This is a genomic window from Oceanobacillus sp. FSL W7-1309, from assembly GCF_038002145.1.
Lineage (GTDB): Bacteria > Bacillota > Bacilli > Bacillales > Amphibacillaceae > Oceanobacillus > Oceanobacillus profundus.
This window is the reverse complement of the sequence record NZ_JBBOBX010000001.1, coordinates 1605851-1632821: the sequence shown is the minus strand read 5'-3', so window position 1 is coordinate 1632821 and position 26971 is coordinate 1605851. Positions and strand designations below refer to the sequence as shown.

At 40.0% G+C, this 26971-nt stretch carries 42 protein-coding genes; all 42 read right to left on the bottom strand.

Annotation, left to right across the window (positions count from 1 at the left end):
* Positions 1-32: 32 nt before the first annotated feature.
* Positions 33-1307, bottom strand: coding sequence for an IS110 family transposase (locus tag NST46_RS07610; RefSeq protein WP_341136998.1), 1275 nt, complete (start codon positions 1305-1307; stop codon positions 33-35).
* Between the two features lie 744 nt (positions 1308-2051).
* The gene (gene rpsI / locus NST46_RS07600) at positions 2052-2444 is read right to left on the bottom strand and encodes a 30S ribosomal protein S9 (RefSeq protein WP_095313499.1); all 393 of its coding nucleotides are present in this window, start codon (positions 2442-2444) and stop codon (positions 2052-2054) included.
* 20 nt (positions 2445-2464) lie between these two features.
* A complete protein-coding gene (rplM, locus tag NST46_RS07595; RefSeq protein ID WP_095313500.1) occupies positions 2465-2902 on the bottom strand; it encodes a 50S ribosomal protein L13 in 438 nt (145 codons plus the stop codon).
* Positions 2903-3097: 195 nt separating this feature from the next.
* Positions 3098-3844, bottom strand: a complete 747-nt coding sequence (gene truA / locus NST46_RS07590) for a tRNA pseudouridine(38-40) synthase TruA (protein WP_341136997.1) — start codon at positions 3842-3844, stop codon at positions 3098-3100.
* Between the two features lie 17 nt (positions 3845-3861).
* Complete coding sequence (locus NST46_RS07585) at positions 3862-4665, bottom strand: energy-coupling factor transporter transmembrane component T family protein (RefSeq protein ID WP_118890049.1); 804 nt, start codon at positions 4663-4665, stop codon at positions 3862-3864.
* Positions 4662-5531, bottom strand: coding sequence for an energy-coupling factor ABC transporter ATP-binding protein (locus tag NST46_RS07580; protein WP_095313505.1), 870 nt, complete (start codon positions 5529-5531; stop codon positions 4662-4664). Before NST46_RS07580 ends, NST46_RS07585 begins: the two co-directional genes overlap by 4 nt.
* Positions 5507-6346, bottom strand: coding sequence for an energy-coupling factor ABC transporter ATP-binding protein (locus tag NST46_RS07575; protein WP_095313506.1), 840 nt, complete (start codon positions 6344-6346; stop codon positions 5507-5509). Before NST46_RS07575 ends, NST46_RS07580 begins: the two co-directional genes overlap by 25 nt.
* 414 nt (positions 6347-6760) lie before the next feature.
* Positions 6761-7114, bottom strand: a complete 354-nt coding sequence (gene rplQ / locus NST46_RS07570; RefSeq protein ID WP_095313508.1) for a 50S ribosomal protein L17 — start codon at positions 7112-7114, stop codon at positions 6761-6763.
* 45 nt (positions 7115-7159) lie between these two features.
* Entirely contained in the window at positions 7160-8104 is a 945-nt protein-coding gene (locus NST46_RS07565; protein ID WP_341136996.1) for a DNA-directed RNA polymerase subunit alpha, read from the bottom strand.
* Positions 8105-8305: 201 nt separating this feature from the next.
* Positions 8306-8695: a 30S ribosomal protein S11 gene (gene rpsK / locus NST46_RS07560; protein WP_095313515.1), complete on the bottom strand. Its 390-nt coding sequence runs from the start codon at positions 8693-8695 to the stop codon at positions 8306-8308.
* A 21-nt stretch (positions 8696-8716) separates the two neighbouring features.
* Entirely contained in the window at positions 8717-9082 is a 366-nt protein-coding gene (gene rpsM / locus NST46_RS07555) for a 30S ribosomal protein S13 (RefSeq protein WP_095313517.1), read from the bottom strand.
* A gap of 21 nt (positions 9083-9103) precedes the next feature.
* The gene (gene rpmJ / locus NST46_RS07550; protein WP_010095733.1) at positions 9104-9217 is read right to left on the bottom strand and encodes a 50S ribosomal protein L36; all 114 of its coding nucleotides are present in this window, start codon (positions 9215-9217) and stop codon (positions 9104-9106) included.
* Positions 9218-9248: 31 nt separating this feature from the next.
* The gene (gene infA / locus NST46_RS07545) at positions 9249-9467 is read right to left on the bottom strand and encodes a translation initiation factor IF-1 (RefSeq protein ID WP_010095735.1); all 219 of its coding nucleotides are present in this window, start codon (positions 9465-9467) and stop codon (positions 9249-9251) included.
* Entirely contained in the window at positions 9454-9744 is a 291-nt protein-coding gene (locus NST46_RS07540) for an RNA-binding protein (protein ID WP_379600929.1), read from the bottom strand. The genes infA and NST46_RS07540 overlap by 14 nt, the downstream gene beginning before the upstream one ends.
* Positions 9745-9960: 216 nt before the next feature.
* A complete protein-coding gene (locus NST46_RS07535) occupies positions 9961-10605 on the bottom strand; it encodes an adenylate kinase (protein ID WP_095313521.1) in 645 nt (214 codons plus the stop codon).
* A 33-nt stretch (positions 10606-10638) separates the two neighbouring features.
* Positions 10639-11931 carry a preprotein translocase subunit SecY gene (gene secY, locus NST46_RS07530; RefSeq protein ID WP_095313523.1) on the bottom strand — a complete coding sequence of 431 codons (1293 nt, stop codon included), beginning with the start codon at positions 11929-11931 and terminating at the stop codon, positions 10639-10641.
* On the bottom strand, positions 11931-12371 hold the full coding sequence (gene rplO, locus NST46_RS07525; RefSeq protein WP_095313524.1) for a 50S ribosomal protein L15: 441 nt from the start codon (positions 12369-12371) through the stop codon (positions 11931-11933). The genes secY and rplO overlap by 1 nt, the downstream gene beginning before the upstream one ends.
* 31 nt (positions 12372-12402) lie before the next feature.
* Entirely contained in the window at positions 12403-12585 is a 183-nt protein-coding gene (rpmD, locus tag NST46_RS07520) for a 50S ribosomal protein L30 (protein ID WP_095313526.1), read from the bottom strand.
* 13 nt (positions 12586-12598) lie between these two features.
* Positions 12599-13102, bottom strand: a complete 504-nt coding sequence (rpsE, locus tag NST46_RS07515) for a 30S ribosomal protein S5 (RefSeq protein ID WP_095313528.1) — start codon at positions 13100-13102, stop codon at positions 12599-12601.
* A 23-nt stretch (positions 13103-13125) separates the two neighbouring features.
* Positions 13126-13488 (bottom strand): 50S ribosomal protein L18, encoded by a 363-nt coding sequence (gene rplR, locus NST46_RS07510; protein WP_095313530.1) that lies wholly within the window; start codon positions 13486-13488, stop codon positions 13126-13128.
* A gap of 37 nt (positions 13489-13525) precedes the next feature.
* The gene (rplF, locus tag NST46_RS07505) at positions 13526-14062 is read right to left on the bottom strand and encodes a 50S ribosomal protein L6 (protein WP_095313531.1); all 537 of its coding nucleotides are present in this window, start codon (positions 14060-14062) and stop codon (positions 13526-13528) included.
* A 30-nt stretch (positions 14063-14092) separates the two neighbouring features.
* Positions 14093-14491, bottom strand: coding sequence for a 30S ribosomal protein S8 (gene rpsH / locus NST46_RS07500; protein WP_095313533.1), 399 nt, complete (start codon positions 14489-14491; stop codon positions 14093-14095).
* Positions 14492-14520: 29 nt separating this feature from the next.
* Positions 14521-14706, bottom strand: a complete 186-nt coding sequence (gene rpsN, locus NST46_RS07495) for a 30S ribosomal protein S14 (RefSeq protein WP_011064535.1) — start codon at positions 14704-14706, stop codon at positions 14521-14523.
* A gap of 27 nt (positions 14707-14733) precedes the next feature.
* Positions 14734-15273, bottom strand: coding sequence for a 50S ribosomal protein L5 (rplE, locus tag NST46_RS07490; RefSeq protein ID WP_095313535.1), 540 nt, complete (start codon positions 15271-15273; stop codon positions 14734-14736).
* Between the two features lie 25 nt (positions 15274-15298).
* Positions 15299-15610: a 50S ribosomal protein L24 gene (gene rplX, locus NST46_RS07485; protein ID WP_095313537.1), complete on the bottom strand. Its 312-nt coding sequence runs from the start codon at positions 15608-15610 to the stop codon at positions 15299-15301.
* A 222-nt stretch (positions 15611-15832) separates the two neighbouring features.
* Positions 15833-16201 (bottom strand): 50S ribosomal protein L14, encoded by a 369-nt coding sequence (gene rplN, locus NST46_RS07480; protein ID WP_095313539.1) that lies wholly within the window; start codon positions 16199-16201, stop codon positions 15833-15835.
* Between the two features lie 43 nt (positions 16202-16244).
* Positions 16245-16508 carry a 30S ribosomal protein S17 gene (gene rpsQ, locus NST46_RS07475; RefSeq protein ID WP_095313540.1) on the bottom strand — a complete coding sequence of 88 codons (264 nt, stop codon included), beginning with the start codon at positions 16506-16508 and terminating at the stop codon, positions 16245-16247.
* Between the two features lie 25 nt (positions 16509-16533).
* Positions 16534-16734 (bottom strand): 50S ribosomal protein L29, encoded by a 201-nt coding sequence (gene rpmC, locus NST46_RS07470; protein ID WP_087975050.1) that lies wholly within the window; start codon positions 16732-16734, stop codon positions 16534-16536.
* Positions 16724-17158 (bottom strand): 50S ribosomal protein L16, encoded by a 435-nt coding sequence (gene rplP / locus NST46_RS07465; RefSeq protein WP_026680240.1) that lies wholly within the window; start codon positions 17156-17158, stop codon positions 16724-16726. Before rplP ends, rpmC begins: the two co-directional genes overlap by 11 nt.
* 22 nt (positions 17159-17180) lie before the next feature.
* On the bottom strand, positions 17181-17819 hold the full coding sequence (rpsC, locus tag NST46_RS07460) for a 30S ribosomal protein S3 (RefSeq protein ID WP_095313542.1): 639 nt from the start codon (positions 17817-17819) through the stop codon (positions 17181-17183).
* Positions 17820-17822: 3 nt separating this feature from the next.
* Positions 17823-18164: a 50S ribosomal protein L22 gene (gene rplV, locus NST46_RS07455; protein WP_095313544.1), complete on the bottom strand. Its 342-nt coding sequence runs from the start codon at positions 18162-18164 to the stop codon at positions 17823-17825.
* Between the two features lie 21 nt (positions 18165-18185).
* Positions 18186-18464 carry a 30S ribosomal protein S19 gene (rpsS, locus tag NST46_RS07450; protein ID WP_095313546.1) on the bottom strand — a complete coding sequence of 93 codons (279 nt, stop codon included), beginning with the start codon at positions 18462-18464 and terminating at the stop codon, positions 18186-18188.
* 57 nt (positions 18465-18521) lie between these two features.
* Positions 18522-19352, bottom strand: coding sequence for a 50S ribosomal protein L2 (rplB, locus tag NST46_RS07445; protein ID WP_095313547.1), 831 nt, complete (start codon positions 19350-19352; stop codon positions 18522-18524).
* Positions 19353-19381: 29 nt separating this feature from the next.
* A complete protein-coding gene (gene rplW, locus NST46_RS07440) occupies positions 19382-19669 on the bottom strand; it encodes a 50S ribosomal protein L23 (RefSeq protein ID WP_095313549.1) in 288 nt (95 codons plus the stop codon).
* Positions 19669-20292, bottom strand: a complete 624-nt coding sequence (gene rplD / locus NST46_RS07435) for a 50S ribosomal protein L4 (protein WP_095313550.1) — start codon at positions 20290-20292, stop codon at positions 19669-19671. The genes rplW and rplD overlap by 1 nt, the downstream gene beginning before the upstream one ends.
* Positions 20293-20318: 26 nt before the next feature.
* The gene (gene rplC, locus NST46_RS07430) at positions 20319-20951 is read right to left on the bottom strand and encodes a 50S ribosomal protein L3 (RefSeq protein ID WP_095313552.1); all 633 of its coding nucleotides are present in this window, start codon (positions 20949-20951) and stop codon (positions 20319-20321) included.
* Between the two features lie 29 nt (positions 20952-20980).
* On the bottom strand, positions 20981-21289 hold the full coding sequence (gene rpsJ, locus NST46_RS07425; RefSeq protein WP_095313553.1) for a 30S ribosomal protein S10: 309 nt from the start codon (positions 21287-21289) through the stop codon (positions 20981-20983).
* Positions 21290-22094: 805 nt separating this feature from the next.
* Positions 22095-23282, bottom strand: coding sequence for an elongation factor Tu (gene tuf / locus NST46_RS07420; protein WP_095313559.1), 1188 nt, complete (start codon positions 23280-23282; stop codon positions 22095-22097).
* Positions 23283-23411: 129 nt separating this feature from the next.
* Positions 23412-25490, bottom strand: a complete 2079-nt coding sequence (fusA, locus tag NST46_RS07415; RefSeq protein WP_118890045.1) for an elongation factor G — start codon at positions 25488-25490, stop codon at positions 23412-23414.
* Positions 25491-25532: 42 nt separating this feature from the next.
* On the bottom strand, positions 25533-26003 hold the full coding sequence (rpsG, locus tag NST46_RS07410; RefSeq protein ID WP_095313562.1) for a 30S ribosomal protein S7: 471 nt from the start codon (positions 26001-26003) through the stop codon (positions 25533-25535).
* A 38-nt stretch (positions 26004-26041) separates the two neighbouring features.
* Positions 26042-26461, bottom strand: coding sequence for a 30S ribosomal protein S12 (gene rpsL, locus NST46_RS07405; RefSeq protein WP_095313564.1), 420 nt, complete (start codon positions 26459-26461; stop codon positions 26042-26044).
* Positions 26462-26605: 144 nt separating this feature from the next.
* Positions 26606-26857, bottom strand: coding sequence for a 50S ribosomal protein L7ae-like protein (locus NST46_RS07400; RefSeq protein WP_095313566.1), 252 nt, complete (start codon positions 26855-26857; stop codon positions 26606-26608).
* Positions 26858-26971 lie beyond the last annotated feature (114 nt).

Sequence of the window (26971 nt, the reverse complement as noted above, 5' to 3'; positions counted from 1 at the left end):
CACTGTACTATTAGTATTTCTTAAATGGTTAGTTATGCTGCTTCTACTGTTATGGGGTATACTTTTTCAGGGCAATATGGTTCATTACTTCGGGCAATACCTACTAAAATTCTTGCGAATTTGCCAATCAATTTCATGATAGATTTCATTTTTTTCATCTTTTTCACTTGGACATTGTATGCATGTAATTCTTTAAACTCAGGGTTGTTTGCGACGAGACTCATGGTTGCCAAGAATAAGTAACGTCTTAGCCGAGATCTTCCACGTTTAGAAATGACAATTTGTCCTTTCCACTTACCTGAACTAGCCTCTGCTAAATTTAAACCTGCATGTCTTAATAGAGAATTTCCATGTGCAAATTTACTTAAATCTCCAGCTTCACCTACGATGCCCCCGAGTGTAATTTCGGTAATCCCTTTAATACCAAGTATTTTATTGGCGAATGTAATCTTTTTAAGTGCATTCCTTGCTTCCTCATCAACCTTTTCAAGTTGGCTTGTTGCGAGGTCAAATTCTTCAAGTAATTGTTCTAGGTGGAGTTTATAGGCATCAAGAGATTGGGCAGTACCTACAGTTCTCTTGGCTAGTTGAATTAACTTTTGTGCTTTCTTTAACCCGGGTTGTCGTTTCATCAATGTTTTCCACCCAGCAATAATATCCTGGGCTTCCATCGAACGAAGTTCGATTGGTGTAGGGAATAAGCGAAGCGTTGCGATTGAACCTTTCCCTTTTACATCTTTAAACACTTCTCTCAGTTCAGGAAATACTACATCTACCCAACGGTTTATTTGGTTAATGGAACTGACAAGTCGTTTTACGATTACATCACGGTTGGACATTAGAACTCTTAGTGTTTCTAATGCCTCTGATGTTGGGCGAATAAATGAATAGTATCCGTTCTTCACCATGTCAGCGATGACGAGTGCATCTTTTTTATCACTCTTCGATTGTGTGTTATCCCGATTTTCTTTATTCTTTTTGACAAGGTGTGGATTGACGGTCACAACATCAATTTCATGATCATAGAGCCACTTAGATAGGTTTAACCAGTAATGACCGGTAGGTTCCATACCAACTATTTCCGTATGATATCCTTTTGAATCCTTTAATTCGTCCATCCATTCTCTAAATCTAGCAAAGCCTATTTCATCATTTTCAAAAGTGAGGGGGTCACCAATCACTATACCTCTATAATTTACAGCACGAGCTACATGGAATTGTTGTGCAATATCGACTCCAATGACTAGATGTTGATCTGATATTCTTTCTATCAGTTGATTTTGTTTATCTTGCATTTTATACTTCATATAGAGCTTCCTCCTAAGATTGATTTGCTTGTGTGTGTAAATTTATCTTATCGAGGAGCTCTATTTTTTTCAAACCTGAAATTTAACGTTCTACAGGAATGCTAATTCCCCCTAAAAGGTATTTCCTGTCCTCTTTACCTTCCTACATTATGATTATTATTTTACCTCATATTAGAAATTTTAAAAATACTTAATTTGGCCTTGCATTACACTTTGAAAGAATTCTAATGTAGATGAAAGCATCTAAATAACTATTTATATTGGTTTCATTACTCGAACTGAACTGTTAAGAAGTGTTAAAAAAAATAAACCTCCTATTTGAAGGTTCATACTATTTACCACCGGAGCCCTAATGCATCCAACATTTCTTTTTTGATTTAGGGGGTTCATCTGAAACATTTATTATTTCCTTTTCTCCTTGTAGGATAACCTCACTCGCACCGTACATTTCGTGCCGGTTTTCTTTATTTTGATTCGTTTTAAAGCCAGTTTGTTGTTTGCAGCCGGTGCTTCTATCAAAGATGTCCAATTCCGGCTCAGTCATACCGATATTAAAACCACGATGGATATTTACACACGCATGTTACCGATGAAGCGAAGGAGAAAACAGCAGAGATGTTCCAGGAGTACATGACGTTTTAAGCTCAGGGTATTTAAGGGGTATTCAATTCTAAATTAGAATATAAAAAAACCCTCTCTGCTTCATAAAAGCAAAGAGGGAAAACCCTTGGTATATAAGGTTTATTAACGTTTTGAGAACTGAGGTGCACGACGTGCGCCTTTAAGACCGTATTTTTTACGTTCTTTCATACGAGCGTCACGAGTTAGGTAACCTTCGCGTTTTAGAGTTGAACGGTATTCTGGATCTGCTTCTAATAGTGCGCGAGCGATACCATGACGGATAGCACCAGCTTGACCAGTGAATCCTCCACCATGAACGTTTACTAAAACGTCATATGTTCCTTGAGTTTCTGTTGCAGCCAATGGCTGGTTAAGAATCAAAAGTTGTGTTTCATATGGGAAATAGTCTTTTGCATCACGACCATTGATTGTAACATTACCTGTACCTGGTACTAAACGTACACGGGCAGTTGATTTTTTACGACGACCTGTTCCATAGTATTGTACTTGTGCCAATTGTTTTACCTCCCTTTTAATTACCCACGAAGCTCATAAACTTCTGGTTTTTGTGCTTGATGATTATGCTCTGCACCTTTGAATACGTGCAATTTTTTAGCCATTTTACGACCTAATGGCCCTTTTGGTAACATCCCTTTGATAGCAAGCTCTAGCATTTGCTCAGGGTATTTTGTACGCATTTCGTCAGCGTTGCGCTCTTTTAATCCACCTGGGTGGTTTGAGTGACGGTAGTACATTTTGTCATTAATTTTGTTTCCAGTTAATTCGATTTTCTCTGCATTGATAATGATAACATTGTCACCAGTATCTGCATGTGGTGTGTAAGTTGGTTTATGCTTTCCGCGAAGGATTGCAGCAACTTCACTTGACAGACGACCAAGACGTTGGCCTTCCGCATCCACAACGAGCCATTTGCGTTCAATATTAGATTCATTCGCCATGAAAGTTGTGCGCATGATAAGTTCCCTCCATATATTTAATCATTTTATTTGATTTAATTTTAATTCGATTTTTATATTCTTAACATAATTAGATTCCGGGGCTAATCATGGTTTAGAAATAAAATGCCATAAATCATAATATACCAAATCACACAGATTTGTCAAGTTAACTTGCAATTTTTTTTGCAAAAAGAAACGATAATCAACATATTATTTTTCATAGGTTACATTCCACAAATAGAGCCCTTGTGGGGATATTGTCTTTCCTACTAGCTGACGGTTCTTTTTCTCTAGTAAAACAATAATATCGCTAGGTTCTCGCTTTCCTTGTCCAATATCTAATAACACACTAACCATAATGCGTACCATGTTATACAGGAAACCGCTCCCTTTGAAAACAAACTCGATCTCATCACCATTTTTTTGACATGAAGCCTGGTAAAGTGTACGAATTTTACTGCCCTTTGCTGTCGATTTTGCTGATGAGAAGGTTGTGAAATCATGCGTGCCCATTAAGTAGGTACAGCCTTCCTGCATTTTTTCCATGTCTAATGCATACGGGAAATTGTAGGAATAATTTCGTTTAAAAACATTCGGTTCTTCTGCATTCCAAACGAAGTAGTGATACTCCTTCTCCTTTGCACTATACCTTGCGTGAAAGTCTTCAGAGACCTCTTCCACCTCATCGATGTATATATCATCGGGGAGCAGTGTATTCATTGCTCGTTTCCAGTTTTCCTCTGGTATGGTGTATGGTGAATCAAAGTGAATTACCTGACCAATGGCATGTACACCCATATCAGTGCGTCCTGACGCTTGCAGATGGATTTCCAACCCTTTATGCATCTTTTTCAAAACGCCCTCAATAGACCCCTGTATGGTCCGATTTTGGGGTTGTCTCTGAAACCCTGAAAATCGGGATCCATCATATTTAATCTTACATTTTAACCTTGGCATCGCCTTCCAGCCTTTCCTTACCCATACATACGTGCGAGGATTAAACCCGCCACTACGAGAATAAATAAAATAAGAACAAAAATATCACGTTTTTCAATTTTTAGTTCCCGAAGCTTGCTTCGACCTTCCCCACCTTGATATCCACGAGCTTCCATAGCCATTGCCAGCTCTTCTGCTCGCTTAAATGCACTAACAAAAAGCGGCACAAGGAGTGGGACAATCGCTTTAATTCGTTCTCTAATCGGCCCTGTGCGGAAATCAACGCCACGAGATGCCTGTGCCTTGGAAATCTTGTCTGTCTCTTGCATCAACGTTGGAATAAATCGTAAGGAAATAGACATCATTAATGCTAATTCATGAACAGGAAACTTAAATCGTTTCAATGGGTGCAGCATATCCTCAATAGCGTCGGTTATTTCAATCGGTGTCGTTGTGAGTGTTAATAACGATGTAACAAGAATAAGCAAGAAGAACCGAATTGAAATCGCAAACCCTTGAACCACGCCACCAGAATAAAATTCAAAAATCCAGAAATCGAGTATGACTGTTCCTTCCTTCGTAACAAATAAGTGCAAAATAAAGGTAAACACGATTAAAAACCAAACCGGTGTTAGGCCTTTTATAATAAACCGTATTGGCACCTTTGAGGTAAGCATACACGTTAGGGCAAAGACGGTTAGCAAGCTATATCCCGCTACATTATTTGCAAAAAATACGATAAAGACAAAAAAGAAAATGATGGTTATCTTTGTTCTCGGATCAAGTCTGTGTACGATTGAATCCCCTGGCACATATTGTCCAATAATTAAGGTGTTATTCATGTTGATTCAGCCCCCTTGATTTGCTGCTGAATCGCTTCTGCAAGTTCTTTTACCGATTGCTTTTTAAATGGAATTGACGTACCAAACCTCTCTTGGAATTCATCCAAGAATTGAACTATTTCCGGGACATCGAGTTGTACACGCTGAAGTGCTTCCTTTTGGCTGAAAACTTCCTCAGGAGAACCTTCCATATACTTTGTTCCTTTATTTAAAATCAGTACATGGTCAGCATATTTTAAAGCATCCTCCATACTGTGCGTCACAAGTATAGTGGTTAAGCCTTGATCCTGATGGAGTTTATAAAACATATCCATAATTTCTTTTTGACCTCTTGGATCAAGCCCTGCTGTTGGTTCATCAAGCACAAGGACATCAGGCTTCACGGCGAGCACTCCAGCAATCGCAACGCGGCGCATTTGGCCACCGCTGAGGTCAAAGGGAGATCGTTCTAGAAGTGATTCATCAAGTCCAACTGCAGGGGTAATTTCGTTAATCCGATTTTGAATCTCTGCTTCTGATACACCAAAATTTTGTGGGCCAAATGCAATATCTTTTGCAACGGTTTCTTCAAATAATTGATGCTCCGGATATTGGAATACAACGCCGACCTTACTGCGCAATTCTTTCATATCCTTTGGCTTCTCTTCCTTTGATAAGTGATAGCTGCCAATGGATACTTTACCCTCTGTTGGAATTGCAAGCCCGTTGAGATGCTGAATTAATGTTGATTTCCCAGAACCAGTGTGACCGATGATAGCAACATATGAGCCCGATTTTATTTGAAAAGACAGATCATCAATCGCTTTATGTGCAAAGGGTGTGTTTTGTTGATAGATATAGGTTACGTTCTCGAATGTAATGTCCATAGGTCCTCCAACAGTTCTTTATGATTTAACGGCTCGGTAGAAATAGCTACTCCTGCTTGTTTCAATTCACCTGCTAGAATAGCGACAAACGGAACATCCAGTCCAATTTCTCTTAGAGCTTCTTTTTGTGAAAATACCTCTCTAGGTGTCTGCTCTTTCCAAATTTCACCACTATTCATAACAATAACTCGATCAGCCTGGGCAACCTCTTGCAGGTCATGTGTTATGGTTATTAATGATAACTTTTCCCGGCCTTGAATACTTGCTACAGTTTGCATGATCTCCTGACGACCGCTTGGGTCAAGCATTGCGGTTGCTTCATCTAGAATTAGAACCTTTGGAGCAATTGCTAATACACTTGCAATCGCTACCCGCTGTTTCTGACCACCAGACAGACGATGTGGTTCTGTTAAACGATAGTCCTGCATACCAACGGCTGCTAATGTGTCTATGATCCGCTTTTTCATTTCTTCACGAGGAACCCCGCGATTTTCCATTCCAAATGCAACATCATCCTGTACGGTCGCTCCAACAAATTGGTTGTCTGGGTTCTGAAAAACCATTCCTACTTCTTTACGAATATTCCAGATGGACTCCTCATTCACTACCTCGCCATCAATAATAATTTCTCCTTCTTGAGGAAACAGCAAACCGTTTAACAACTTAGCTATTGTCGATTTCCCTGATCCATTGTGTCCGATAATTGCTACCCACTCATTTTCATAGATTTCAAAAGAGCAGTTTTTTAACACCCAGGGCCCCTCATCTCCATATCTAAACGATACATTTCTAAACTCAATTATCTTTTTTCTCATCTAAAATCCCCCTCTACCTTGCTATAGCCCTGGTTTTATGTATTGAATTATGTATTGTCTACTTTAAAATGTGCAGTATCCTGGCGCATTCTCTGTCTAGTATCGCGTGGGCTAGAGACTACGGAGCATAAGCATTAGACACTCCGAGCGCCAAAACCATGCGCTCTGCGGTCTCCTGCTTATGTCCTGCGTCTCTGAACAAGCCCGCTTTACTTTTCTTTCTAGATCCAGCTATGGCTCCTAGAAACTCCCGTCATAAGCAATTCACACTTCAAGCGCCAAAACCATGCGCTTTTCGGTGCCTTGCTTATGCGTGCGTTTCTGAACAGTCGCCTCCGCCTTTCATTCTACAAAAAAAGGGCTTGGATTAACCTCGAGAGAGATTGAGTCCTGCCCTTGCCGCATTTTGCTTGATTAAACCAATTCAATGATTGCCATTTTAGCTCCATCACCTTGGCGTTCACCCAGTTTAAGAACACGTGTGTATCCACCTTGTCTGTCTTCATAACGAGCAGCAACATCATCAAAAAGTTTTTGAAGAACACTGTTTTCTTCATTAGCTTCTTTGTTATATAAGAACGCTGCAGCCTGACGACGTGCGTGAAGATCACCGCGTTTCCCAAGTGTAATCATTTTATCTACGATCGATTTAAGCTCTTTCGCTTTTGCTTCTGTTGTTTCAATCCGCTCATGAATAATTAAATCAGATGCAAGGTTACGAAGTAGCGCCATACGATTGTCTGTTGTACGTCCTAACTTTCTAGCCACGGACTATCCCTCCCTTTTCTGAAACTCTAAAGGTGACTGTATAAATCAGTCATCATTGCGTAAACCTAAACCTAGGTCCGCTAATTTAACTTTTACTTCTTCCAAAGATTTACGGCCCAAATTACGCACTTTCATCATATCCTCTTCAGACTTGTTAGCAAGCTCCTGAACAGTATTAATACCAGCACGTTTTAGGCAATTGTAAGATCTAACAGACAGATCAAGTTCTTCGATTGTCATTTCCATGACTTTCTCTTTTTGATCTTCTTCTTTTTCCACCATAATTTCAGCGTTTTGCGCTTCATCTGTTAAACCTACAAAGATATTAAGGTGTTCTGAAATAATTTTAGCGCCTAAAGAAACAGCTTCTTCAGGACGAATGCTTCCATCAGTCGAAACATCCAATGTTAATTTATCATAGTTTGCTACTTGGCCGACACGTGTGTTTTCAACTTGATACGTAACACGTGAAACTGGTGTAAAAATGGAATCAATCGGAATTACCCCGATTGGTTGCTCATCATTTTTATTATCATCAGCTTGGCGATAACCACGTCCACGCTCAGCAGTTAGCTTCATATGCAAGCTGCCTTTGCTGTTTAGCGTAGCAATATGCAAATCAGGGTTCATTACTTCTACATCACTATCATAAGTTAGATCAGCAGCTGTAACTTTCCCCTCACCTTGAACATCAATTTCCAATGTCTTCGCCTCATCAGAATAGATTTTTAGAGCGAGTTTTTTTAGATTCAAAATTATTGTTGTTACATCCTCAACAACACCATCAATCGTTGAAAACTCATGCAGTGCTCCATCGATTTGAACAGATGTAACAGCAGCACCTGGTAGTGAGGATAATAAGATACGACGCAAGGAGTTTCCAAGAGTGGCACCATATCCACGTTCAAGCGGCTCCACTACAAATTTCCCAAATGTAGCATCCTCGCTAATTTCAAGCGTTTCAATCTTCGGCTTTTCAATTTCGATCATTCAATAAAACCCTCCTTTAAAACGTCGAAACCCCGGCTAGACTGATTGTCTAACCGAAATTCCTCAATTAAGGCAGTTGGCGTTTCTGCGCTACCTGTATTTCTTTCGTACGATTCTGTCTCGGATGCTGTTAGATTATTGCTTTATTTTTAAGCTATCATAACCCATTATAGACAGGGTGACAAATTCTATACGGTATAATTAAACACGACGACGTTTTGGTGGGCGGCAACCATTGTGAGGAACAGGAGTTACATCCACGATTGCTGTAACTTCTAGACCTGCTGCTTGAAGTGAACGAATAGCTGCTTCACGTCCAGCGCCTGGTCCTTTTACTGTTACTTCCAAAGTTTTCATGCCGTTTTCGACTGCTGATTTAGCTGCAGTTTCAGCAGCCATTTGTGCTGCGAATGGTGTTGACTTTTTAGAACCTTTAAAGCCTAATGCACCTGCAGAGCTCCAGCCAACAGCATTGCCTCGTGTGTCTGTAATGGTAACGATCGTATTGTTAAATGTAGAACGGATATGTGCTATACCTGTTTCAATATTTTTTTTCACACGACGTTTACGTGTATTAGTATTACGTGCCATTGATTAGCTTACCTCCTTACATTACTTTTTCTTGTTAGCCATTGTCTTACGTGGGCCTTTACGTGTGCGTGAGTTGTTTTTCGTTTTCTGTCCACGAACTGGTAATCCACGACGGTGACGTAAACCTCTATAAGAGCCGATTTCGATTAGACGTTTGATGTTAAGGGAAACTTCACGACGAAGGTCACCTTCAGTTGTGTATGCATCAATCGTTTGACGGATTCTTCCTAACTCGTCTTCTGTTAAATCACGTACACGAGTGTCTTCAGAAACGCCTGCTTCTTTGAGGACTTTCTGTGCGGTAACTTTTCCAATTCCATAAATGTACGTTAATGAAATTACTACACGTTTATCACGTGGAATATCAATACCTGCAATACGTGCCATCTATACTTGCACCTCCTACTGTTAGCCTTGTTTTTGTTTATGCTTCGGATTTTCGCAAATCACCATTACTTTGCCTTTGCGTTTGATGACTTTGCATTTTTCACAAATTGGTTTTACAGATGCTCTTACTTTCATCATCTTTACCTCCTTTTATATCGGAGCTCGTTTATTTATAACGGTACGTAATTCGTCCTCTGGTTAAATCATACGGAGAAAGTTCAACCGTTACCTTATCACCCGGTAAGATACGGATGAAGTGCATACGGATTTTACCAGATACATGCGCTAAGACCGTATGGCCATTTTCAAGCTCAACATTAAACATTGCGTTTGGCAATGTTTCCGTTACAGTACCTTCTACTTCAATTACATCATCTTTCGCCATCGTGTAGATCTCCCTTCTTTAAATCAGTCACAACTTTACCTATAAATGTGGTTATGGCAAATCGCAATTTCCCATTTGTGACGCGACCAGTTTCTAGAAGGCTGTTTTGGACTTCTGGGGAAATATAATCCACCATCTCAACGTGATGCAGATTCTTCTTCTTTGGTCTATTCGTTTTACGCTTCTCCCCATCAGCTAACAGGACAAACTGATCATCTAAAACTCCAATGATTATTGCGTATTGGCCTGCTTCACGTCCTTGCTTAATACGAACCATCTGACCGAGCAGAGAACCCGAATTTTTTTGCACAACAGCGATCACCATCACTTAGGCTTTAGTTTAAAAGTTCCACAGGACAGGGCATAACTATTATCATCCTGTGCCAGTTTATATAAAGTAATACATGTATATTCCCTGTTTACTTACGTCATATATTATAACTTTTCAAGAATAGAATTGCATCTATTCTGTGTTAAAAGTTACATAAATAACTTATTTCTCAAGAATTGCTTGAATATCTTGGAAGACCTCATCGATATCTCGATCTCCATCTACTGTCACAAGATATCCTTTATCTTGATAAAAATCAAGTAACGGTTTTGTTTGCTTTATATTAACGGATAAACGTTTCTTAACTGTCTCTGGTTGGTCGTCTTCCCGTTGAATTAATGTAGAACCATCTTTGTCACATACACCTTCCACTTTAGGTGGGTTGTATACAACATGATACGTTGTTCCACATGTAGGACAAATTCTCCGTCCTGTTAAACGCTCTACCAATTTTTCTTCTGGTACATCTACATGTAATACGTAGTTAATTTTTCGGTTTAGCTCTGTTAGAAGTTCTTGTAAAGCTTCTGCTTGTGCAATTGTTCTTGGAAATCCATCCAAAAGAAAACCATTTTCACAATCAGCTTTACTTAAACGTTCTTTTACAATTCCAATGGTTACTTCATCTGGAACAAGTTCACCTTGATCCATAAATCCTTTAGCTTTCAAACCAAGGTCAGTACCTTCTTTGATTGCTAAACGGAACATATCCCCAGTTGAAATATGAGGGATGTTATATTTCTCTTTTATTTTCTCTGCCTGTGTACCTTTACCAGCACCAGGTAATCCCATTAAAATTAAATTCAACATTTTCCCCTCGCTCTCATTGGCAGCAGGAAATTACTTAATAAATCCTTTGTAGTGACGCTTCACTAGCTGGCTTTCTAATTGCTTCATTGTCTGTAATGCAACCCCTACAACGATTAGTAAGCTTGTGCCACCGATTTGTACTGCGGTAGGCAGATTTGCAAGACTACCTAATAGAATAGGCAGCACAGAAACAGCTGCTAAGAAAATAGCTCCAACAAATGTTAAGCGATACAAAACACGTGTTAGATAGGTTTCTGTATTTTTCCCCGGACGAATCCCCGGGATATACCCACCTTGTTTTTGTAGGTTTTCAGCCATCTGTTCAGGGTTTACTTGAACAAAGGTATAGAAATAAGTGAAAGCAATAATTAATGCTACGTATACTACCATACCAACTGGCTGCGTATAATCAAATAGATACATAATAGTTGATGCTACTTGATTGCCTTCAAAGAAACCAGCAATCGTTGTTGGAGCCATCATAAATGCAATTGCAAAGATAACAGGAATAACCCCTGAAGCATTTACTTTAATTGGCAAATGCGTTGATTGCCCTCCAACAGGAGAACGATTAACAAGTTTTTTTGCATATTGGATTGGTATTTTCCGTAATGCTTGGTTTACAAATATAACCCCAACGGTAACTGCAACAACAACCAAAGCAATTAATAGTACAATAATGATATTGATAAACAACTCATCGCCAGGATTAACAAAATACTGACTGAATAGTTGACCTACACCATTTGGTACTGCTGCTACGATTCCGGCGAAGATTAGGATCGAAATCCCGTTACCGACGCCATTTGCGGTAATTTGCTCACCAACCCACATTAAGAATGCTGTTCCACCAGTCAGTGTGATTGCAATGACAAGAAACTTCATAAAGTTAGGGTCTACAATTAGTAAACCACCAGCCATCGCATTAAATCCAACTGACATTGCAATTGCTTGAATAAATGCAAGCACAATCGTTCCATAGCGAGTAACCTGTGCGATCTTTTTACGTCCCATTTCACCTTGTTTTTTCCACTCGGTGAACTTAGGCACAACATCCATTTGCAATAATTGCATGATGATGGATGCTGTAATGTATGGCATAATTCCCATTGCAAAAATGGAGAAATTTTGAAGGGCTCCACCACCAAAGGTGTTTAGAAACCCAAATACATTTTGTTGGTTCATAAAATCAATAGCTGCTCTATCCGTAAATGGAACAGGTATAAAAGTGCCTAGACGGAAGACAATCAACATTAATAATGTGAAAATTATTTTCCGTCTAATATCAGCTACGCGCATAAAATTGGAGATTGTACGAAACATTAGATCACCTCAGTTTGACCGCCCGCTGCCTCGATTGCTTCTTTAGCTGAAGCTGAGAACTTGTGAGCTTTTACTGTCAGTTTCTTTTCGATAGTGCCACTTGCTAGTATTTTAATACCAGCATTCAGCTTACTTACGACACCTTCTTCAAGTAATAGCTCTGGTGTGATTTCAGTGCCTTCTTCAAAACGATTTAATGTATCTAAGTTTACGATTGAGTAATCTTTACGGTTGATATTTGTGAATCCACGTTTTGGTAGACGTTGGAACAAAGGCATTTGTCCACCTTCGAATCCTGGACGTACACCGCCGCCTGAACGAGCTTTTTGACCTTTGTGTCCACGACCTGATGTTTTTCCGTTTCCAGAAGCCGTTCCACGACCAACACGGTTTCTCTCTTTGCGAGTTCCTTCTGCCGCCTTCAATTCATGAAGTTTCATGCGAGCACCTCCTCTTTACGCTAATGTAAAATTAAATTTCTTTCACTGTCAACAAGTGGGACACTCGGTTTACCATACCACGTACGGCTGGAGTATCTTCAAGTACAACGGATTGACGAATCTTTTTCAAGCCCAATGCTTGAACAGTATTTCTTTGTACAGCAGTTCCACCAATGACACTGCGTGTGAGGGTGATTTCTAATTTTTTAGACATAGTGATTCCCTCCTTATCCTAACAGTTCTTCTACAGACTTTCCACGTAATTTTGCTACGTCCTCAGCTGTTTTTAAGTTTGTTAAGCCATTTAATGTTGCACGAATCATATTAATTGGTGTATTTGCACCAAGTGATTTAGTTAAAATATCACCGACACCAGCTAATTCTAAGACAGCACGAACCGGTCCACCAGAGATAACTCCAGTACCTTCTGTAGCTGGCTTCATTAGTACGTTACCAGAACCAAATCTTCCATGAATTTCATGAGGAATTGTTGTTCCAACGATTGGTACTTTAATTAAGTTTTTCTTTGCATCATCAACAGCTTTTTTGATAGCTTCAGGTACTTCTTGTGCTTTACCAGTACCAAAACCAACATGGCCATTCTTGTCACCAACAACGACAAGTGCTGCAAAGCGGAAACGACGTCCACCTTTAACAACTTTAGCAACACGGTTGACCGTCACAACGCGTTCTTCAAGATCTAATTTGTTCGGATCAATGTTAATTCTCATTCCAATGGTCCCCTCCTTATCAACTAAAATTCAAGTCCTGCTTCTCTAGCAGCATCAGCTAATGCCTTTACACGTCCATGATACAGGTATCCTCCACGGTCAAAAACGACTGATTTGTAACCTTTATCCTGAGCACGCTTAGCAATTGCTTCTCCGACTTTCTTAGCAGTGTCAACGTTCGATCCAGCTCCAATGTTAAGCTCTTTATCAGCTGTTGAAGCACTCGCAACCGTTACACCAGTAATATCATCTATTAATTGTGCATAAATATTTTTATTTGAACGATATACGTTTAGACGAGGACGCTCAGCAGTTCCGAAAAGGTTTTTACGAACGCGACCATGTCTTTTTTTACGTACAACATTTTTGGCAGGTTTTGTGATCATCTAGGTCACTCCTTTCTCGCCTAACTATTAACTATTCTTACTTAGCAGTTTTACCCTCTTTACGGCGTACATATTCACCAGCATAGCGAATACCTTTGCCTTTGTAAGGTTCTGGTGAGCGGATTGCTCTGATGTTAGCTGCAACTGCACCAACTAATTCTTTATCAATACCTTTTACAGTAAGTTCTGTGTTTTTAGGAACATCAATTTCGATTCCCTCAATTGGATCGATCTCGATTGGATGTGAATATCCAGCGTTAATTACAAGTTTGTCTCCTTGCTTTTGAGCACGATATCCGACACCAATGATTTCAAGTGATTTTTCGAAACCTTTGCTTACGCCATCAACCATGTTTGCGATCAAGCTACGAGTAGTTCCGTGCAAGGCACGATGATCCTTATGGTCACTTGGACGTTCAACTGTAATTACATTCTCTTCAATGTTAACTTTCATATCTTGGTGTAGATCTCTTGTTAATTCACCTTTAGGTCCTTTAACAGTAACTGTAACACCGTCAAGTTTAACTTCTACACCTTGTGGAATTTCAATCGGTTTAAGTCCTATACGAGACATTCCATGCACCTCCTCATTAAAAAATAATAATTACCAGACGTATGCTAGAACTTCGCCACCAACAGCTTGTGAACGTGCTTCTTTGTCAGATAACACACCTTTAGATGTTGAAACGATAGCAATACCTAAACCGTTAAGCACGCGTGGTACTTCTGTAGATTTAGCATATACACGTAGACCTGGTTTACTGATACGTTTGATACCTGTGATTACTCGTTCTTCATTTACACCGTATTTCAAGAAAATACGTAGAACACCTTGCTTGTTATCTTCAACGAATTCATAATCTTTAACAAAACCTTCACGTTTCAGGATATCAGCGATCTCTTTTTTCATTTTAGAAGCAGGAAGCTCTAATTTTTCATGTTTAACCATGTTTGCATTTCTAATACGAGTAAGCATATCTGCGATTGGATCTGTCATAACCATTACTAATTACCTCCTTCCCGAATCGGGGTTTACCAGCTTGCTTTTTTGACACCAGGAATTTGACCTTTATAGGCAAGTTCACGGAAACAAATACGGCAAAGTTTAAATTTACGAATTACAGAATGCGGACGACCACAACGTTCACAGCGTGTGTATTCTTGTACTTTGAATTTTTGCGGGCGTTTTTGCTTCGCAATCATCGATTTTTTAGCCACAAATTTCCCTCCTTGTTAGCTGTAAGCTTATTTTTGGAAAGGCATGCCTAGCTGAGTTAGTAGTTCACGAGCTTCTTCGTCAGTATTAGATGTTGTAACAATAACAATATCCATACCACGAACTTTGCTTACCTTATCGTAATTGATTTCAGGGAAAATCAATTGTTCTTTCACACCTAAAGTGTAATTCCCACGACCATCAAAAGCTTTTTTAGAAACACCACGGAAGTCACGTACACGTGGAAGTGATACCGCAATTAACTTTTGAAGGAATTCGTACATGCGCTCACCGCGAAGGGTTACTTTCGCACCGATTGGCATTCCTTCACGTAGACGGAATCCAGCGATAGATTTTTTCGCACGCGTGATTAATGGTTTTTGACCTGATAGTAATGCAAGTTCTTCAACTGCACTATCTAATGCTTTTGAGTTTTGAACTGCATCACCAACACCCATATTAACCACGATCTTTTCAATTTTTGGTACTTGCATTACGGATTTATATTCAAACTTTTTCATTAAAGATGGTGAAATTTCATCTTGATATTTTTGTTTTAATTCGTTCATAGTGGCGCCCTCCTTTCAGCACAAATTATTTATCTAATGCTTCACCGGATTTTTTCGCAATGCGGACTTTCTTACCGTCTCGCACTTCGTGTCCAACACGAGTTGGTTCACCGGATTTTGGATCAATCGGCATTACATTAGAAACATGAATAGGAGCTTCTATGTTAAGAATTCCGCCTTGCGGATTGTCTTGAGAAGGCTTTGCGTGTTTTTGAATCATGTTAACACCCTCTACAAGCACACGCTCTTTCTTCGGAAATGCTTCTAAAATAGTACCTGTTTTACCGCGGTCTTTACCGGATAATACTTTAACTTTATCACCTTTTTTTACATGCATGCTTAACGCACCTCCTTGACAAGGTAATTCTTACTTATCGATGTTGTTCGAAACTGTTGGTAAAAATGACACATCGAAATTCTGGCGATATGCTTTATTGTTCTTCAAAACATTACGTTTCCTGAATATCACAGTTAACGGGTTATCATTGTAACTGCCATCCCGAATACAGAGCTTATCTGCGTCGAACTTCGTGGTCTTTTCCCTTCATATGAACAACAATTATAGAACTTCTGGAGCTAGAGATACGATTTTCATGAATTTAGCATCACGTAATTCACGCGCAACTGGTCCAAAAATACGTGTTCCTCTTGGACTTTTATCATCACGGATAATTACGGCAGCATTTTCATCAAAACGGATATAAGATCCATCTTTACGACGTGCACCAGATTTACTACGTACAACTACCGCTTTTACAACTTCGCCTTTTTTGACAACGCCGCCTGGTGTTGCTTGTTTTACAGTACAAACAATTACATCACCAATATTAGCAGTTTTACGTCCTGATCCACCCAATACTTTGATGGTTAATACTTCACGAGCACCAGAGTTATCTGCAACTTTTAAACGAGTTTCTTGTTGAATCATAACACTGTGACCTCCCTTCGGATACCTTCCGAGCGAACTTTAATTATATAATAACGGCTTCTTCTGTTACTTCAACTAGACGAAAACGCTTCGTAGCTGATAGTGGTCGAGTTTCCATGATACGAACAACATCTCCTGTTTTTGCAAGGTTGTTTTCATCATGCGCCTTGAATTTCTTCGAATACTTAACACGTTTTCCATATAATTTATGGAATTTATATGTTTCAACTAGAACAGTGATTGTTTTATCCATTTTGTCGGAAACAACACGTCCTGTGTAAACTTTACGATTATTACGCTCAGTCATTGAGGCTAACCTCCTCTCTGTAGAATCAGTTATTTACGCTTAATTCACGTTGACGTACTACAGTTTTCATACGTGCGATTGCTTTACGTACCTCACGGATACGTGCAGTGTTTTCCAACTGACCTGTAGCAAGTTGGAAACGCAAATTAAATAGTTCTTCTTTTAATGATTTAACTTTTTGTTCAATTTCGGCAGTGGTTAGATCTCTTATTTCATTAGCCTTCATTGCTTTCACCACCAATTTCTTCACGTTTTACAAATTTAGTTTTAATCGGCAGTTTGTGAGAAGCAAGTCTTAATGCTTCACGAGCAACCTCTTCGGATACACCTGCGATTTCAAACATAATTTTTCCTGGTTTAACTACTGCTACCCATCCTTCAGGAGCACCTTTCCCGGAACCCATTCGAACTTCGAGCGGTTTAGCAGTGTATGGTTTGTCTGGGAAAATTTTGATCCAAACTTTACCACCACGTTTCATGTAACGAGTCATTGCAATACGAGCTGCCTCAATTTGACGGCTTGTAATCCAAGAAGCCTCTGTTGCTTGTAAACCAAACTCACCAAAAGCAACTGTTGTACCGCCTTTTGCTTGGCCTCTCATTTTACCACGATGTTGTCTACGATATTTAACACGTTTAGGCATTAACATAGTAATGAGCACCCTCCCTTATTTATTTGTTTTTAGTTGGAAGGACTTCTCCACGATAGATCCACACTTTAACACCTAATTTACCATAAGTTGTATCAGCTTCTGCTGTACCATAATCAATATCAGCACGCAAAGTGTGTAGTGGTACTGTTCCTTCGTTATAATGTTCCGCACGAGCGATATCTGCTCCACCAAGACGTCCGGATACTTGTGTTTTAATTCCTTTAGCTCCTCCGCGCATTGCACGTTGAATTGCTTGCTTTTGAGCACGACGGAAAGAAATACGGTTTTCTAATTGACGAGCAATGTTGTCAGCTACCAATTTAGCGTTTAGATCAACTTTCTTGATTTCAACGATATTGATGTGAACTCTTTTACCTGTCAAGCTATTTAATGATTTACGTAAAGCTTCAACTTCTGAACCGCCTTTACCAATTACCATTCCTGGCTTACCAGTATGAATTGTAATATTAACACGGTTAGCTGCACGTTCGATTTCGATAGAAGAAACAGCAGCTGTGCTTAAGCGGTTTTCAAGATATTCTCTGATTTTAATATCTTCATGTAGTAAGTCTGCATAGTCTTTACCAGCATACCATTTTGACTCCCAGTCTTTAATGATACCTACGCGAAGACCTGTTGGATTCACTTTTTGACCCACTGACTATCCCTCCTTCTTTTCAGTTACCACAACTGTAATGTGGCTTGTGCGTTTGTTAATTTTACTTGCGCGTCCTTGTGCACGTGGACGGAAACGTTTCAATGTAGCACCTTCATTTACGAATGCTTCAGAAATCACTAGATTATCTGCATCCATTTCATAGTTATGTTCTGCGTTTGCTACAGCAGACTTTAGAACTTTCTCTACTACTGGAGAAGCACCGCGTTGTGTGTGGCGTAGAATCGCAATTGCTTCGCCAACATTTTTTCCTCGAATTAGATCAACTACTAAACGAACCTTACGAGGAGCAATACGAACTGATTTCGCAACGGCTTTAGCTTGCATGCCTTAGTACCTCCTCTCTTATTAGCGTCTTGTTTTCTTATCGTCGGCAGCGTGCCCTCTGTACGTACGAGTTGGCGCGAATTCACCTAATTTATGTCCGACCATATCTTCTGTAATATAAACTGGTACATGTTTACGTCCGTCATAAACAGCAATTGTGTGACCGATGAATGTTGGGAAAATTGTAGATCGACGTGACCAAGTCTTAATAACTTGTTTCTTTTCACCTTCGTTTAGGCTGTCAATCTTCTTCATTAGATGGTCATCTGCAAAAGGTCCTTTTTTCAAGCTACGACCCATGAATAAACCTCCTTCCAGAGTTGCAGACGGGCATTAGTTCCCGTCCTTACTTTACGTTTATTTTTTACGTTTACGAACAATATACTTATCAGATGGTTTGTTACGTTTACGCGTTTTGTAACCAAGTGTCGGTTTACCCCATGGTGACATTGGTGACTTACGTCCGATAGGTGCGCGTCCTTCACCACCACCGTGCGGGTGATCGTTAGGGTTCATTACAGATCCACGAACTGTTGGGCGGATACCTTTCCAGCGTGAACGACCTGCTTTACCTACACGAACTAGTTCATGTTCCGTGTTACCAACTTGGCCAATGGATGCACGGCAAGTAGAAAGGATCATGCGAACTTCGCCTGATGCTAGACGTACAAGCGTGTATTTTTCTTCACGTCCAAGAATTTGAGCTTCTGCTCCAGCTGAACGAGCGATTTGTCCACCGCGTCCTGGCTTCAATTCAATGTTGTGAATGATTGTACCTACTGGGATGTTTACAAGTGGAAGTGCATTACCAACTTTGATATCTGCATCTACACCTGATTCAATTACTTGATCTACTTTAAGTCCTTTTGGAGCTAAGATATAACGCTTTTCTCCATCTGCGTAATGGATTAGAGCAATATTAGCTGTACGGTTTGGATCATATTCAATTGTAGCAACGCGTCCTGGTATACCATCTTTATCACGTTTGAAATCGATGATACGATATTGACGCTTATGACCGCCACCTTGATGACGAACAGTTAATCTACCTTGGTTATTACGACCACCACGTTTACTTAAAGGTGCCAACAAGGATTTTTCCGGAGTATCCGTAGTAATCTCTGCAAAATCTAGCACAGACATGTTACGTCTACCGTTTGAGGTTGGTTTAAATTTTTTAATCGCCATCTTTTTCCCTCCTTCACGAATTTTTTAGATTATGCTTCAAAGAAGTCCAGTTCTTTGCTGTCTTCTGTAAGCTGTACGATAGCTTTCTTGCGATCTGAGCGATACCCGCCGTAACGACCCATCCGCTTGAACTTACCTTTAACATTCATTGTGTTAACTTTTTCTACTTTGACACCAAAGATAACTTCCACAGCATCTTTGATTTCAGTTTTGTTTGCTTTCGGGGATACTTCAAACGTATATTTTTTCTCTGCCATTAAATCAGCGGAATTCTCTGTAATGACAGGGCGTTTAATTATATCGCGTGCGTCTTTCATTATGCAAGCACCTCCCCTGCTTTTTCAGCTGCATCTTTTGTAATGATCAGCTTGTCATGCGCAAGCAAGTCGAGTACATTGATTTCATCAACAGTCAATACCTTTACAGATTGAAGGTTGTTAGCAGAACGAATTACTGTTTCGTCTGTTTCAGCAGTCACGATCAATGCTTTTGCATTAACGCTTAGCGCGTCTAACATTTTAATAACTTCTTTTGTTTTCGGAGCATCAATTGCAATGCTATCTAAAACAACTAAGCTATCTTCTTTTACTTTAGAAGACAATGCAGATTTAAGTGCTAAACGACGTACTTTCTTTGGTAGTTTATAGCTGTAGCTGCGTGGAGTTGGTCCGAACACAGTTCCACCGCCAACCCATTGTGGTGAGCGAATAGATCCTTGACGAGCACGACCAGTTCCTTTTTGACGCCATGGTTTACGACCACCGCCGCGAACTTCAGAGCGGTTTTTTACCGCGTGAGTACCCTGACGCATAGATGCGCGTTGCATCACTACTGCTTCATGTAATACATGTGTATTTGGCTCAATACCGAAAACGGAATCGTTTAATTCGAATTCTCCAGCATTACTTCCATCTTGTTTTAAAAGTGCTACTTTAGGCATGACATATCCTCCCTTCGTATGTGTGATTAGTTACCTTTTAATGCACTTGTGATTTTCACATATGATTTCTTTGCACCAGGTACATTACCTTTAATTAATAGTAGATTACGTTCTGCATCTACACTTACTACTTCAAGGTTTTGGATTGTGATTTGCTCAGAACCCATTTGTCCTGGTAATTTTTTACCTTTGAATACACGAGCTGGATAAGCTGCTGCACCCATAGAACCTGAAGATCTGTGGAAATGAGATCCGTGACCCATTGGTCCGCGACTCTGTCCGTGACGTTTGATTGATCCTTGGAATCCTTTACCTTTGGAAGTTCCAGTTACATCAATTTTGTCTCCAGCTTGGAAAGCTTCTACACTAATCTCTTGACCTACTTCATACTCGTCAAGATTTGCGTTACGGATTTCACGAACGTAGCGCTTAGGGGCTGTGCTTGCTTTTTCAGCATGACCTTTTTCCGCTTTATTCGTACGTGATTCCTTTTTATCAGCAAAACCGATTTGTATTGCTTCATAACCATCATTTTCTAATGTTCTTTTTTGCAAAACTACATTGGGCTCAGCCTGTATTACTGTTACTGGAACTAACTCTCCATTTTCAGAAAAAAGCTGAGTCATGCCGATTTTACGACCTAAGATTCCTTTCGTCATCCGTTACACCTCCTATATTAAACACGATTTTATAATTTGATTTCAATGTCCACACCAGATGGTAAGTCAAGACGCATTAATGCATCAACTGTTTTTGGTGTTGGCTCAACAATATCGATTAAGCGTTTATGTGTACGCATTTCGAATTGTTCACGAGAATCTTTATACTTGTGCACCGCACGAAGTACAGTATAGATTGATTTCTCTGTAGGTAATGGAATCGGACCAGACACTTTAGCACCTGAACGTTTCGCAGTATCTACGATTTTTTCAGCAGATTGATCTAAAATACGGTGATCATATGCTTTCAAACGAATTCTGATTTTCTCTTTTGCCATTATTTTCCCTCCTTCTCGCCCATATTATTATAGACATTCTCCGCGAAAATTTCTTAGCACCCCGCCATGGCAAAGGGGCCGGGTGTGCCAACAACCTTTCACATCATCGCCTTATGACCAACATTATTAGTATACTAAAAATGTCTAGTCTTTGCAACCACTATTTTCACATAGTCGTTTGCGCATTTCTATATTATACATATGTGCCCTAATGATTGCAAGTTATTCTAGAAAGTTTTTTAGATATACAGAAGTTTTTTGCGTTTCTTTGACAGATAGCATATTGGATGAACTTGATTGGTATTTGAAAGAAAATCCGAACTAGTGATTATTTGCTTAATCTGTGGAACAATCGCCGTCCGGGATCGCTCCGGGCGGATGCTTTCCGTGGGCACGGCTTCAGCCTCTGCGGAAGAAAACCACTTCCTGCGAGTCTTCAGACACGTGCTGTTCCCACAGGAGTCACCGCCCTACGCTCACCCGGACTGGTTAGAACAACATTTTTATTTTGATAAATCATGTCAGTATAGCCAGTGAACCAGCACTAGCGGAGGAAACACACGAAGACTCCTGCGGGATACGTGGCCAGAGTGAGACTTCGCAGAACGTAGTTCAAGAAGGCTCACGGGTCACCCGCGGAAAGCGTAGTGTGTTTCCGGAGCGGTATACGCACAATCTCTTAATACACATTAGTTCGAAGTTTATATATTTTGCGTACAATGTTCCGATAGCAAGGTAAGCAAGCGTGCAAAATGCAAAAAAACAGGTAACGTCGTCACGTCACCTGTTTTCATAGAAAAACTTATTATTTTTCGATTGTAGATACAACACCTGAACCTACTGTACGTCCACCTTCACGAATAGAGAAACGAGTTCCTTCTTCGATAGCGATTGGTGAAATTAGTTCAACTGTCATTTCAATGTTATCGCCAGGCATTACCATTTCAACGCCTTCCGGAAGTTGGATAACTCCAGTTACGTCAGTTGTACGGAAATAGAACTGCGGACGATAGTTTGAGAAGAATGGAGTATGACGTCCGCCTTCTTCTTTTGATAATACATAAACTTCAGATTTGAAGTTTGTGTGTGGTGTAATTGTACCAGGCTTAGCTAGTACTTGACCACGGTTGATGTCATCACGAGACACACCACGTAGTAGTGCACCAATGTTGTCACCAGCTTCAGCATAGTCAAGAAGCTTACGGAACATTTCAACACCTGTTACAGTTGTTTTGCTTGCTTCTTCAGCAAGACCGATGATTTCAACTTCATCTCCAACTTTAACTTCTCCACGCTCAACACGACCAGTTGCAACTGTTCCACGACCAGTGATTGAGAATACATCCTCAACAGGCATCATGAAAGGTTTTTCTTTGTCACGTTCTGGAGTTGGGATATACTCATCAACTGCAGCCATTAACTCAAGAATTTTTTCTTCGTATTCTGCATCGCCTTCTAGAGCTTTAAGTGCAGAACCTTTAATTACTGGTACATCATCACCAGGGAAATCGTACTCAGTTAATAGATCGCGAACTTCCATTTCTACTAATTCAAGAAGCTCTTCATCATCTACCATATCTGTTTTGTTAAGGAATACTACGAAAGCTGGTACCCCAACGTTACGAGATAAAAGGATGTGCTCACGAGTTTGTGGCATTGGGCCATCAGCAGCAGATACTACTAGGATAGCTCCGTCCATTTGTGCAGCACCAGTGATCATGTTTTTAACATAGTCAGCGTGACCAGGGCAGTCAACGTGTGCATAGTGACGAGTTTCAGTTTCGTATTCTACGTGAGAAGTTGAGATTGTGATACCACGTTCTCTTTCTTCTGGTGCACCATCAATTTGGTCATAGCCACGAGCTTCCCCACCACCGTGTTTTGCAAGTACAGTTGTGATAGCAGCTGTTAATGTAGTTTTACCATGGTCAACGTGTCCTAAAGTACCAACGTTAACGTGGCTTTTGGAGCGATCGAATTTTTCTTTAGCCATTTATAGTTCCTCCTTTAAATAAATAAAAGTGTTTTTTTAAAATTATATAATCAACTAAGAAGTAACAACTTCAAGTTATCCCTTAGCCTTTATACTAATTGTTATACGTTAGATTAAGGAAAAAATCAATTATTTACCTGTGTTTTTCTCGATAATTTCCTCAGAAATGCTTTTCGGCACTTCTTCATAATGGTCGAATGTCATTGTGTATGTTCCACGACCTTGTGTATTTGAACGTAGGGCAGTTGCGTAACCAAACATTTCTGCTAATGGTACAAAACCTTTAACAAGCTGTGCGTTTCCGCGTGCTTCCATACCTTCAATACGTCCACGACGTGATGTTACATCACCCATGATGTCTCCCATGTACTCTTCCGGAATTACGATTTCTACTCGCATCATTGGTTCTAGAAGGACAGGATTACATTTGTTTTTAGCAGCTTTTAATGCCATTGATGCAGCTACTTTAAATGCCATCTCGTTGGAGTCAACATCATGATAGCTTCCATCGAATAATGTTGCTTTTACGTCGATTAGTGGGAATCCAGCTAATACACCGTTATCCATCGCTTCTGATACACCTTGCTCAACTGCAGGAATGTATTCACGTGGTACTACACCACCAACGATTTTGTTTTCAAATTCAAATCCAGCACCTGTTTCGTTAGGCTCGAATTTGATCCAAACGTGACCGAATTGTCCGCGTCCACCAGACTGACGTACGAATTTACCTTCAACTTCAGCAGCTTGACGGAACGTTTCACGGTATGCAACCTGAGGTGCACCTACGTTTGCTTCTACTTTAAATTCGCGCTTCAAACGGTCAACAATAATATCAAGGTGAAGCTCACCCATACCAGAGATAATTGTTTGACCAGTTTCTGGATTTGTTTCAGTTCTGAATGTTGGATCCTCTTCAGCTAATTTAGCTAAAGCAGTACCCATTTTATCTTGGTCAGCTTTTGTTTTTGGCTCAATAGCAACCGAGATAACTGGTTCTGGGAATTCCATGGACTCTAAAATAACAAGATTTTTTTCATCACATAGTGTATCCCCGGTAGATGTATCCTTTAATCCAACCGCAGCAGCAATTTCACCTGCATATGCAGTAGAAATCTCTTCACGGGAGTTTGCGTGCATTTGAAGGATACGTCCTACACGTTCACGCTTATCCTTAACGGAGTTCTTCACGTAAGAGCCTGAATCTAACGTTCCAGAGTATACGCGGAAGAAAGTTAACTTTCCAACAAATGGATCTGTCATAACTTTAAATGCTAAAGCAGAGAATGGTGCGTCATCAGATGATGGACGAGATACAGCTTCTTCAGTTCCAGGCACGATACCTTCGATTGGAGGTACATCTGTTGGAGCTGGAAGATAGTCAATAACACCATCAAGCATCAATTGAACACCTTTGTTTTTAAATGCTGAACCACAGAATACTGGGTAGAATTCAACATTTAGTGTTGCTTGACGAATCGCTGCTTTTAATTCCTCGTTAGAGATTTCTTCTCCTTCAAGGTATTTCATCATCAGCTCTTCATCAGTTTCAGAGACAGCTTCGATTAAGTTACCACGTAATTCTTCAGCTTGTTCTACCAATTCTGCCGGGATCTCACTTGACTCAGAAAGTGTACCCAAATCATCTTTATAAGAATAAGCTTCCATCGTGATTAAATCGATAATGCCGCTGAATTGATCTTCAGCACCGATTGGCATCTGAACCGGATGTGCGTTTGCACCCAAGCGATCTTTCAATGTTCCAGTAGAATACAAGAAGTCTGCACCTGTTTTATCCATTTTGTTAATGAAAACGATACGTGGTACACCGTACGTTGTAGCTTGGCGCCATACCGTTTCTGTTTGTGGTTCTACACCTGATTGTGCATCAAGAACTGTAACAGCTCCATCAAGTACACGCAATGAACGCTCAACTTCAACTGTGAAATCTACGTGTCCAGGTGTATCAATGATGTTGATGCGGTGTTCTTTCCAAGCAGCAGTTGTTGCAGCGGAAGTAATTGTAATTCCACGCTCCTGCTCCTGCTCCATCCAGTCCATTTGTGAAGCACCTTCATGTGTTTCACCAATCTTGTGAATACGTCCTGTATAGAAAAGAATACGCTCAGTAGTAGTGGTTTTACCTGCATCAATATGCGCCATAATCCCAATATTACGCGTCTTTTCCAAGGAGAACTCTCTAGCCATGTATTCTTCTCCTTCCTCTTAAAAGCTTTTGTTAGATTTATATTACCAACGGTAGTGAGCGAATGCTTTGTTCGCTTCTGCCATTTTATGCATTTCTTCACGTCTCTTAACAGCAGCTCCTGTGTTGTTAGAAGCATCCAAGATTTCATTAGCAAGACGCTCTTCCATTGTTTTCTCTCCACGCAGACGTGAATAGTTAACGATGTAACGTAATCCTAATGCTTGACGACGCTCAGGGCGAACCTCAACTGGTACTTGGTAGTTAGAACCACCAACACGGCGGGCACGAACTTCAAGTACAGGCATTACGTTTTTCATAGCTTGCTCAAAAACTTCCATTGCGTTTTGACCGCTTCTTTCAGCAACTAGTTCAAACGCATTATAAAGAATTTTTTGTGCTTTCCCACGTTTACCATCAATCATAATTTGATTGATCAAACGAGTTACTAATTTTGAATTATAAAGCGGATCTGGCAATACATCACGTTTTGGCACTGGTCCTTTACGAGGCATACTAGTATCCTCCTTTCCTATCTATTATATTTTAAAGCTTATTTTTTCTCTTTTGGTCTTTTCGTACCGTATTTAGAACGTCCTTGCATACGTCCTTCTACTCCTGCAGTATCAAGTGCACCACGAACGATGTGGTAACGTACCCCTGGTAAGTCTTTTACACGACCACCACGAATTAGTACAACACTATGTTCTTGTAAGTTGTGTCCGATACCTGGGATATATGCAGTTACTTCCATGTTATTTGATAAACGAACACGCGCATATTTACGAAGTGCAGAGTTCGGTTTCTTTGGAGTTAGTGTACCAACACGTGTACAAACACCACGTTTTTGTGGAGAGCTTTGGTCCGTAAGTCTCTTTTTGAAACTGTTGTACCCTTTGTTAAGTGCTGGTGAATCGGATTTCTTTACTTTACTAACACGTCCTTTGCGGACTAACTGATTAATAGTAGGCATTATTGATGTCCTCCCTTCCAAATTAAATTATTAAATTAAAATCAGCAATCAGATCTTCCTGAACACCGATTGTAATACCACACATCCAGGTGGTTCATATTTAGGTAAAAAATAAGATTTTAGTGATTTGACACACTAAAATAGTTATTTCCTAAGCGCTACTGTTGCTGCACCTACCTTAATGCCACAAGCGGCACCAAGCTTTTTCATGGAATCCACACGCTGATATGGTATACCTTGTTCAATTGCCAGACTGACTACTTCTTGTGTTAATTGCTTGTCAGCATCTTCAGCAATATACACTTCACTTACCTCACCATTTTTCATGGCTTTCAGTGTTTGCTTCTTCCCAACGATTATACTTGACTTGAGCTTTGTCACTTTTTCATAAGACATTTTGCTATCCTCCAAAGTAACAAGTATAACGGGAGCACCTTGAATATAGTACCATTCTCGTTTTTTAATGTCAACATATAAATGGCTATATTTTTTGGTGATCCCGATTTTTTT

Coding starts and splice junctions, on each gene's coding strand:
- rplB (WP_095313547.1), bottom strand. CDS start 19,352: ATGGCGATTAAAAAATTTAAACCAACCTCAAACGGTAGACGTAACATG.
- NST46_RS07585 (WP_118890049.1), bottom strand. CDS start 4,665: ATGAATAACACCTTAATTATTGGACAATATGTGCCAGGGGATTCAATC.
- NST46_RS07540 (WP_379600929.1), bottom strand. CDS start 9,744: ATGGTTCGTATTAAGCAAGGACGTGAAGCAGGCCAATACGCAATAATC.
- NST46_RS07400 (WP_095313566.1), bottom strand. CDS start 26,857: ATGTCTTATGAAAAAGTGACAAAGCTCAAGTCAAGTATAATCGTTGGG.
- rpsM (WP_095313517.1), bottom strand. CDS start 9,082: ATGGCACGTATTGCAGGTATTGATATTCCACGTGATAAACGTGTAGTA.
- truA (WP_341136997.1), bottom strand. CDS start 3,844: ATGCCAAGGTTAAAATGTAAGATTAAATATGATGGATCCCGATTTTCA.
- rpsK (WP_095313515.1), bottom strand. CDS start 8,695: ATGGCACGTAATACTAATACACGTAAACGTCGTGTGAAAAAAAATATT.
- rplR (WP_095313530.1), bottom strand. CDS start 13,488: ATGATCACAAAACCTGCCAAAAATGTTGTACGTAAAAAAAGACATGGT.
- rplE (WP_095313535.1), bottom strand. CDS start 15,273: ATGAACGAATTAAAACAAAAATATCAAGATGAAATTTCACCATCTTTA.
- rpmJ (WP_010095733.1), bottom strand. CDS start 9,217: ATGAAAGTAAGAGCATCTGTAAAACCAATTTGTGAAAAATGCAAAGTC.
- rpsQ (WP_095313540.1), bottom strand. CDS start 16,508: ATGACTGAGCGTAATAATCGTAAAGTTTACACAGGACGTGTTGTTTCC.
- rplW (WP_095313549.1), bottom strand. CDS start 19,669: ATGAAAGACGCACGCGATATAATTAAACGCCCTGTCATTACAGAGAAT.
- rpsG (WP_095313562.1), bottom strand. CDS start 26,003: ATGCCTCGTAAAGGACCAGTGCCAAAACGTGATGTATTGCCAGATCCG.
- NST46_RS07580 (WP_095313505.1), bottom strand. CDS start 5,531: ATGGACATTACATTCGAGAACGTAACCTATATCTATCAACAAAACACA.
- NST46_RS07575 (WP_095313506.1), bottom strand. CDS start 6,346: ATGAGAAAAAAGATAATTGAGTTTAGAAATGTATCGTTTAGATATGGA.
- rplN (WP_095313539.1), bottom strand. CDS start 16,201: ATGATTCAACAAGAAACTCGTTTAAAAGTTGCAGATAACTCTGGTGCT.
- rplO (WP_095313524.1), bottom strand. CDS start 12,371: ATGAAACTTCATGAATTGAAGGCGGCAGAAGGAACTCGCAAAGAGAGA.
- rplV (WP_095313544.1), bottom strand. CDS start 18,164: ATGCAAGCTAAAGCCGTTGCGAAATCAGTTCGTATTGCTCCTCGTAAG.
- infA (WP_010095735.1), bottom strand. CDS start 9,467: ATGGCGAAAGATGATGTAATTGAAGTAGAAGGTACTGTAACGGAAACA.
- rplF (WP_095313531.1), bottom strand. CDS start 14,062: ATGTCTCGTATAGGACTTAAACCGATTGAAATTCCACAAGGTGTAGAA.
- rpsL (WP_095313564.1), bottom strand. CDS start 26,461: ATGCCTACTATTAATCAGTTAGTCCGCAAAGGACGTGTTAGTAAAGTA.
- rpsE (WP_095313528.1), bottom strand. CDS start 13,102: ATGAGAATTAACATTGATCCGAACAAATTAGATCTTGAAGAACGCGTT.
- rplP (WP_026680240.1), bottom strand. CDS start 17,158: ATGTTAATGCCTAAACGTGTTAAATATCGTAGACAACATCGTGGTAAA.
- secY (WP_095313523.1), bottom strand. CDS start 11,931: ATGTTTCGTACAATCTCCAATTTTATGCGCGTAGCTGATATTAGACGG.
- rpmC (WP_087975050.1), bottom strand. CDS start 16,734: ATGAAGGCTAATGAAATAAGAGATCTAACCACTGCCGAAATTGAACAA.
- rpsS (WP_095313546.1), bottom strand. CDS start 18,464: ATGGGTCGTAGCTTGAAAAAAGGACCTTTTGCAGATGACCATCTAATG.
- rplC (WP_095313552.1), bottom strand. CDS start 20,951: ATGACGAAAGGAATCTTAGGTCGTAAAATCGGCATGACTCAGCTTTTT.
- rplD (WP_095313550.1), bottom strand. CDS start 20,292: ATGCCTAAAGTAGCACTTTTAAAACAAGATGGAAGTAATGCTGGAGAA.
- NST46_RS07610 (WP_341136998.1), bottom strand. CDS start 1,307: ATGAAGTATAAAATGCAAGATAAACAAAATCAACTGATAGAAAGAATA.
- rplX (WP_095313537.1), bottom strand. CDS start 15,610: ATGCATGTAAAAAAAGGTGATAAAGTTAAAGTATTATCCGGTAAAGAC.
- rpmD (WP_095313526.1), bottom strand. CDS start 12,585: ATGTCTAAAAAATTAGAAATCACCCTCACACGCAGTGTCATTGGTGGA.
- NST46_RS07565 (WP_341136996.1), bottom strand. CDS start 8,104: ATGATCGAAATTGAAAAGCCGAAGATTGAAACGCTTGAAATTAGCGAG.
- tuf (WP_095313559.1), bottom strand. CDS start 23,282: ATGGCTAAAGAAAAATTCGATCGCTCCAAAAGCCACGTTAACGTTGGT.
- rpsH (WP_095313533.1), bottom strand. CDS start 14,491: ATGGTTATGACAGATCCAATCGCAGATATGCTTACTCGTATTAGAAAT.
- rpsJ (WP_095313553.1), bottom strand. CDS start 21,289: ATGGCAAAAGAGAAAATCAGAATTCGTTTGAAAGCATATGATCACCGT.
- fusA (WP_118890045.1), bottom strand. CDS start 25,490: ATGGCTAGAGAGTTCTCCTTGGAAAAGACGCGTAATATTGGGATTATG.
- rplM (WP_095313500.1), bottom strand. CDS start 2,902: ATGCGCACAACTTTCATGGCGAATGAATCTAATATTGAACGCAAATGG.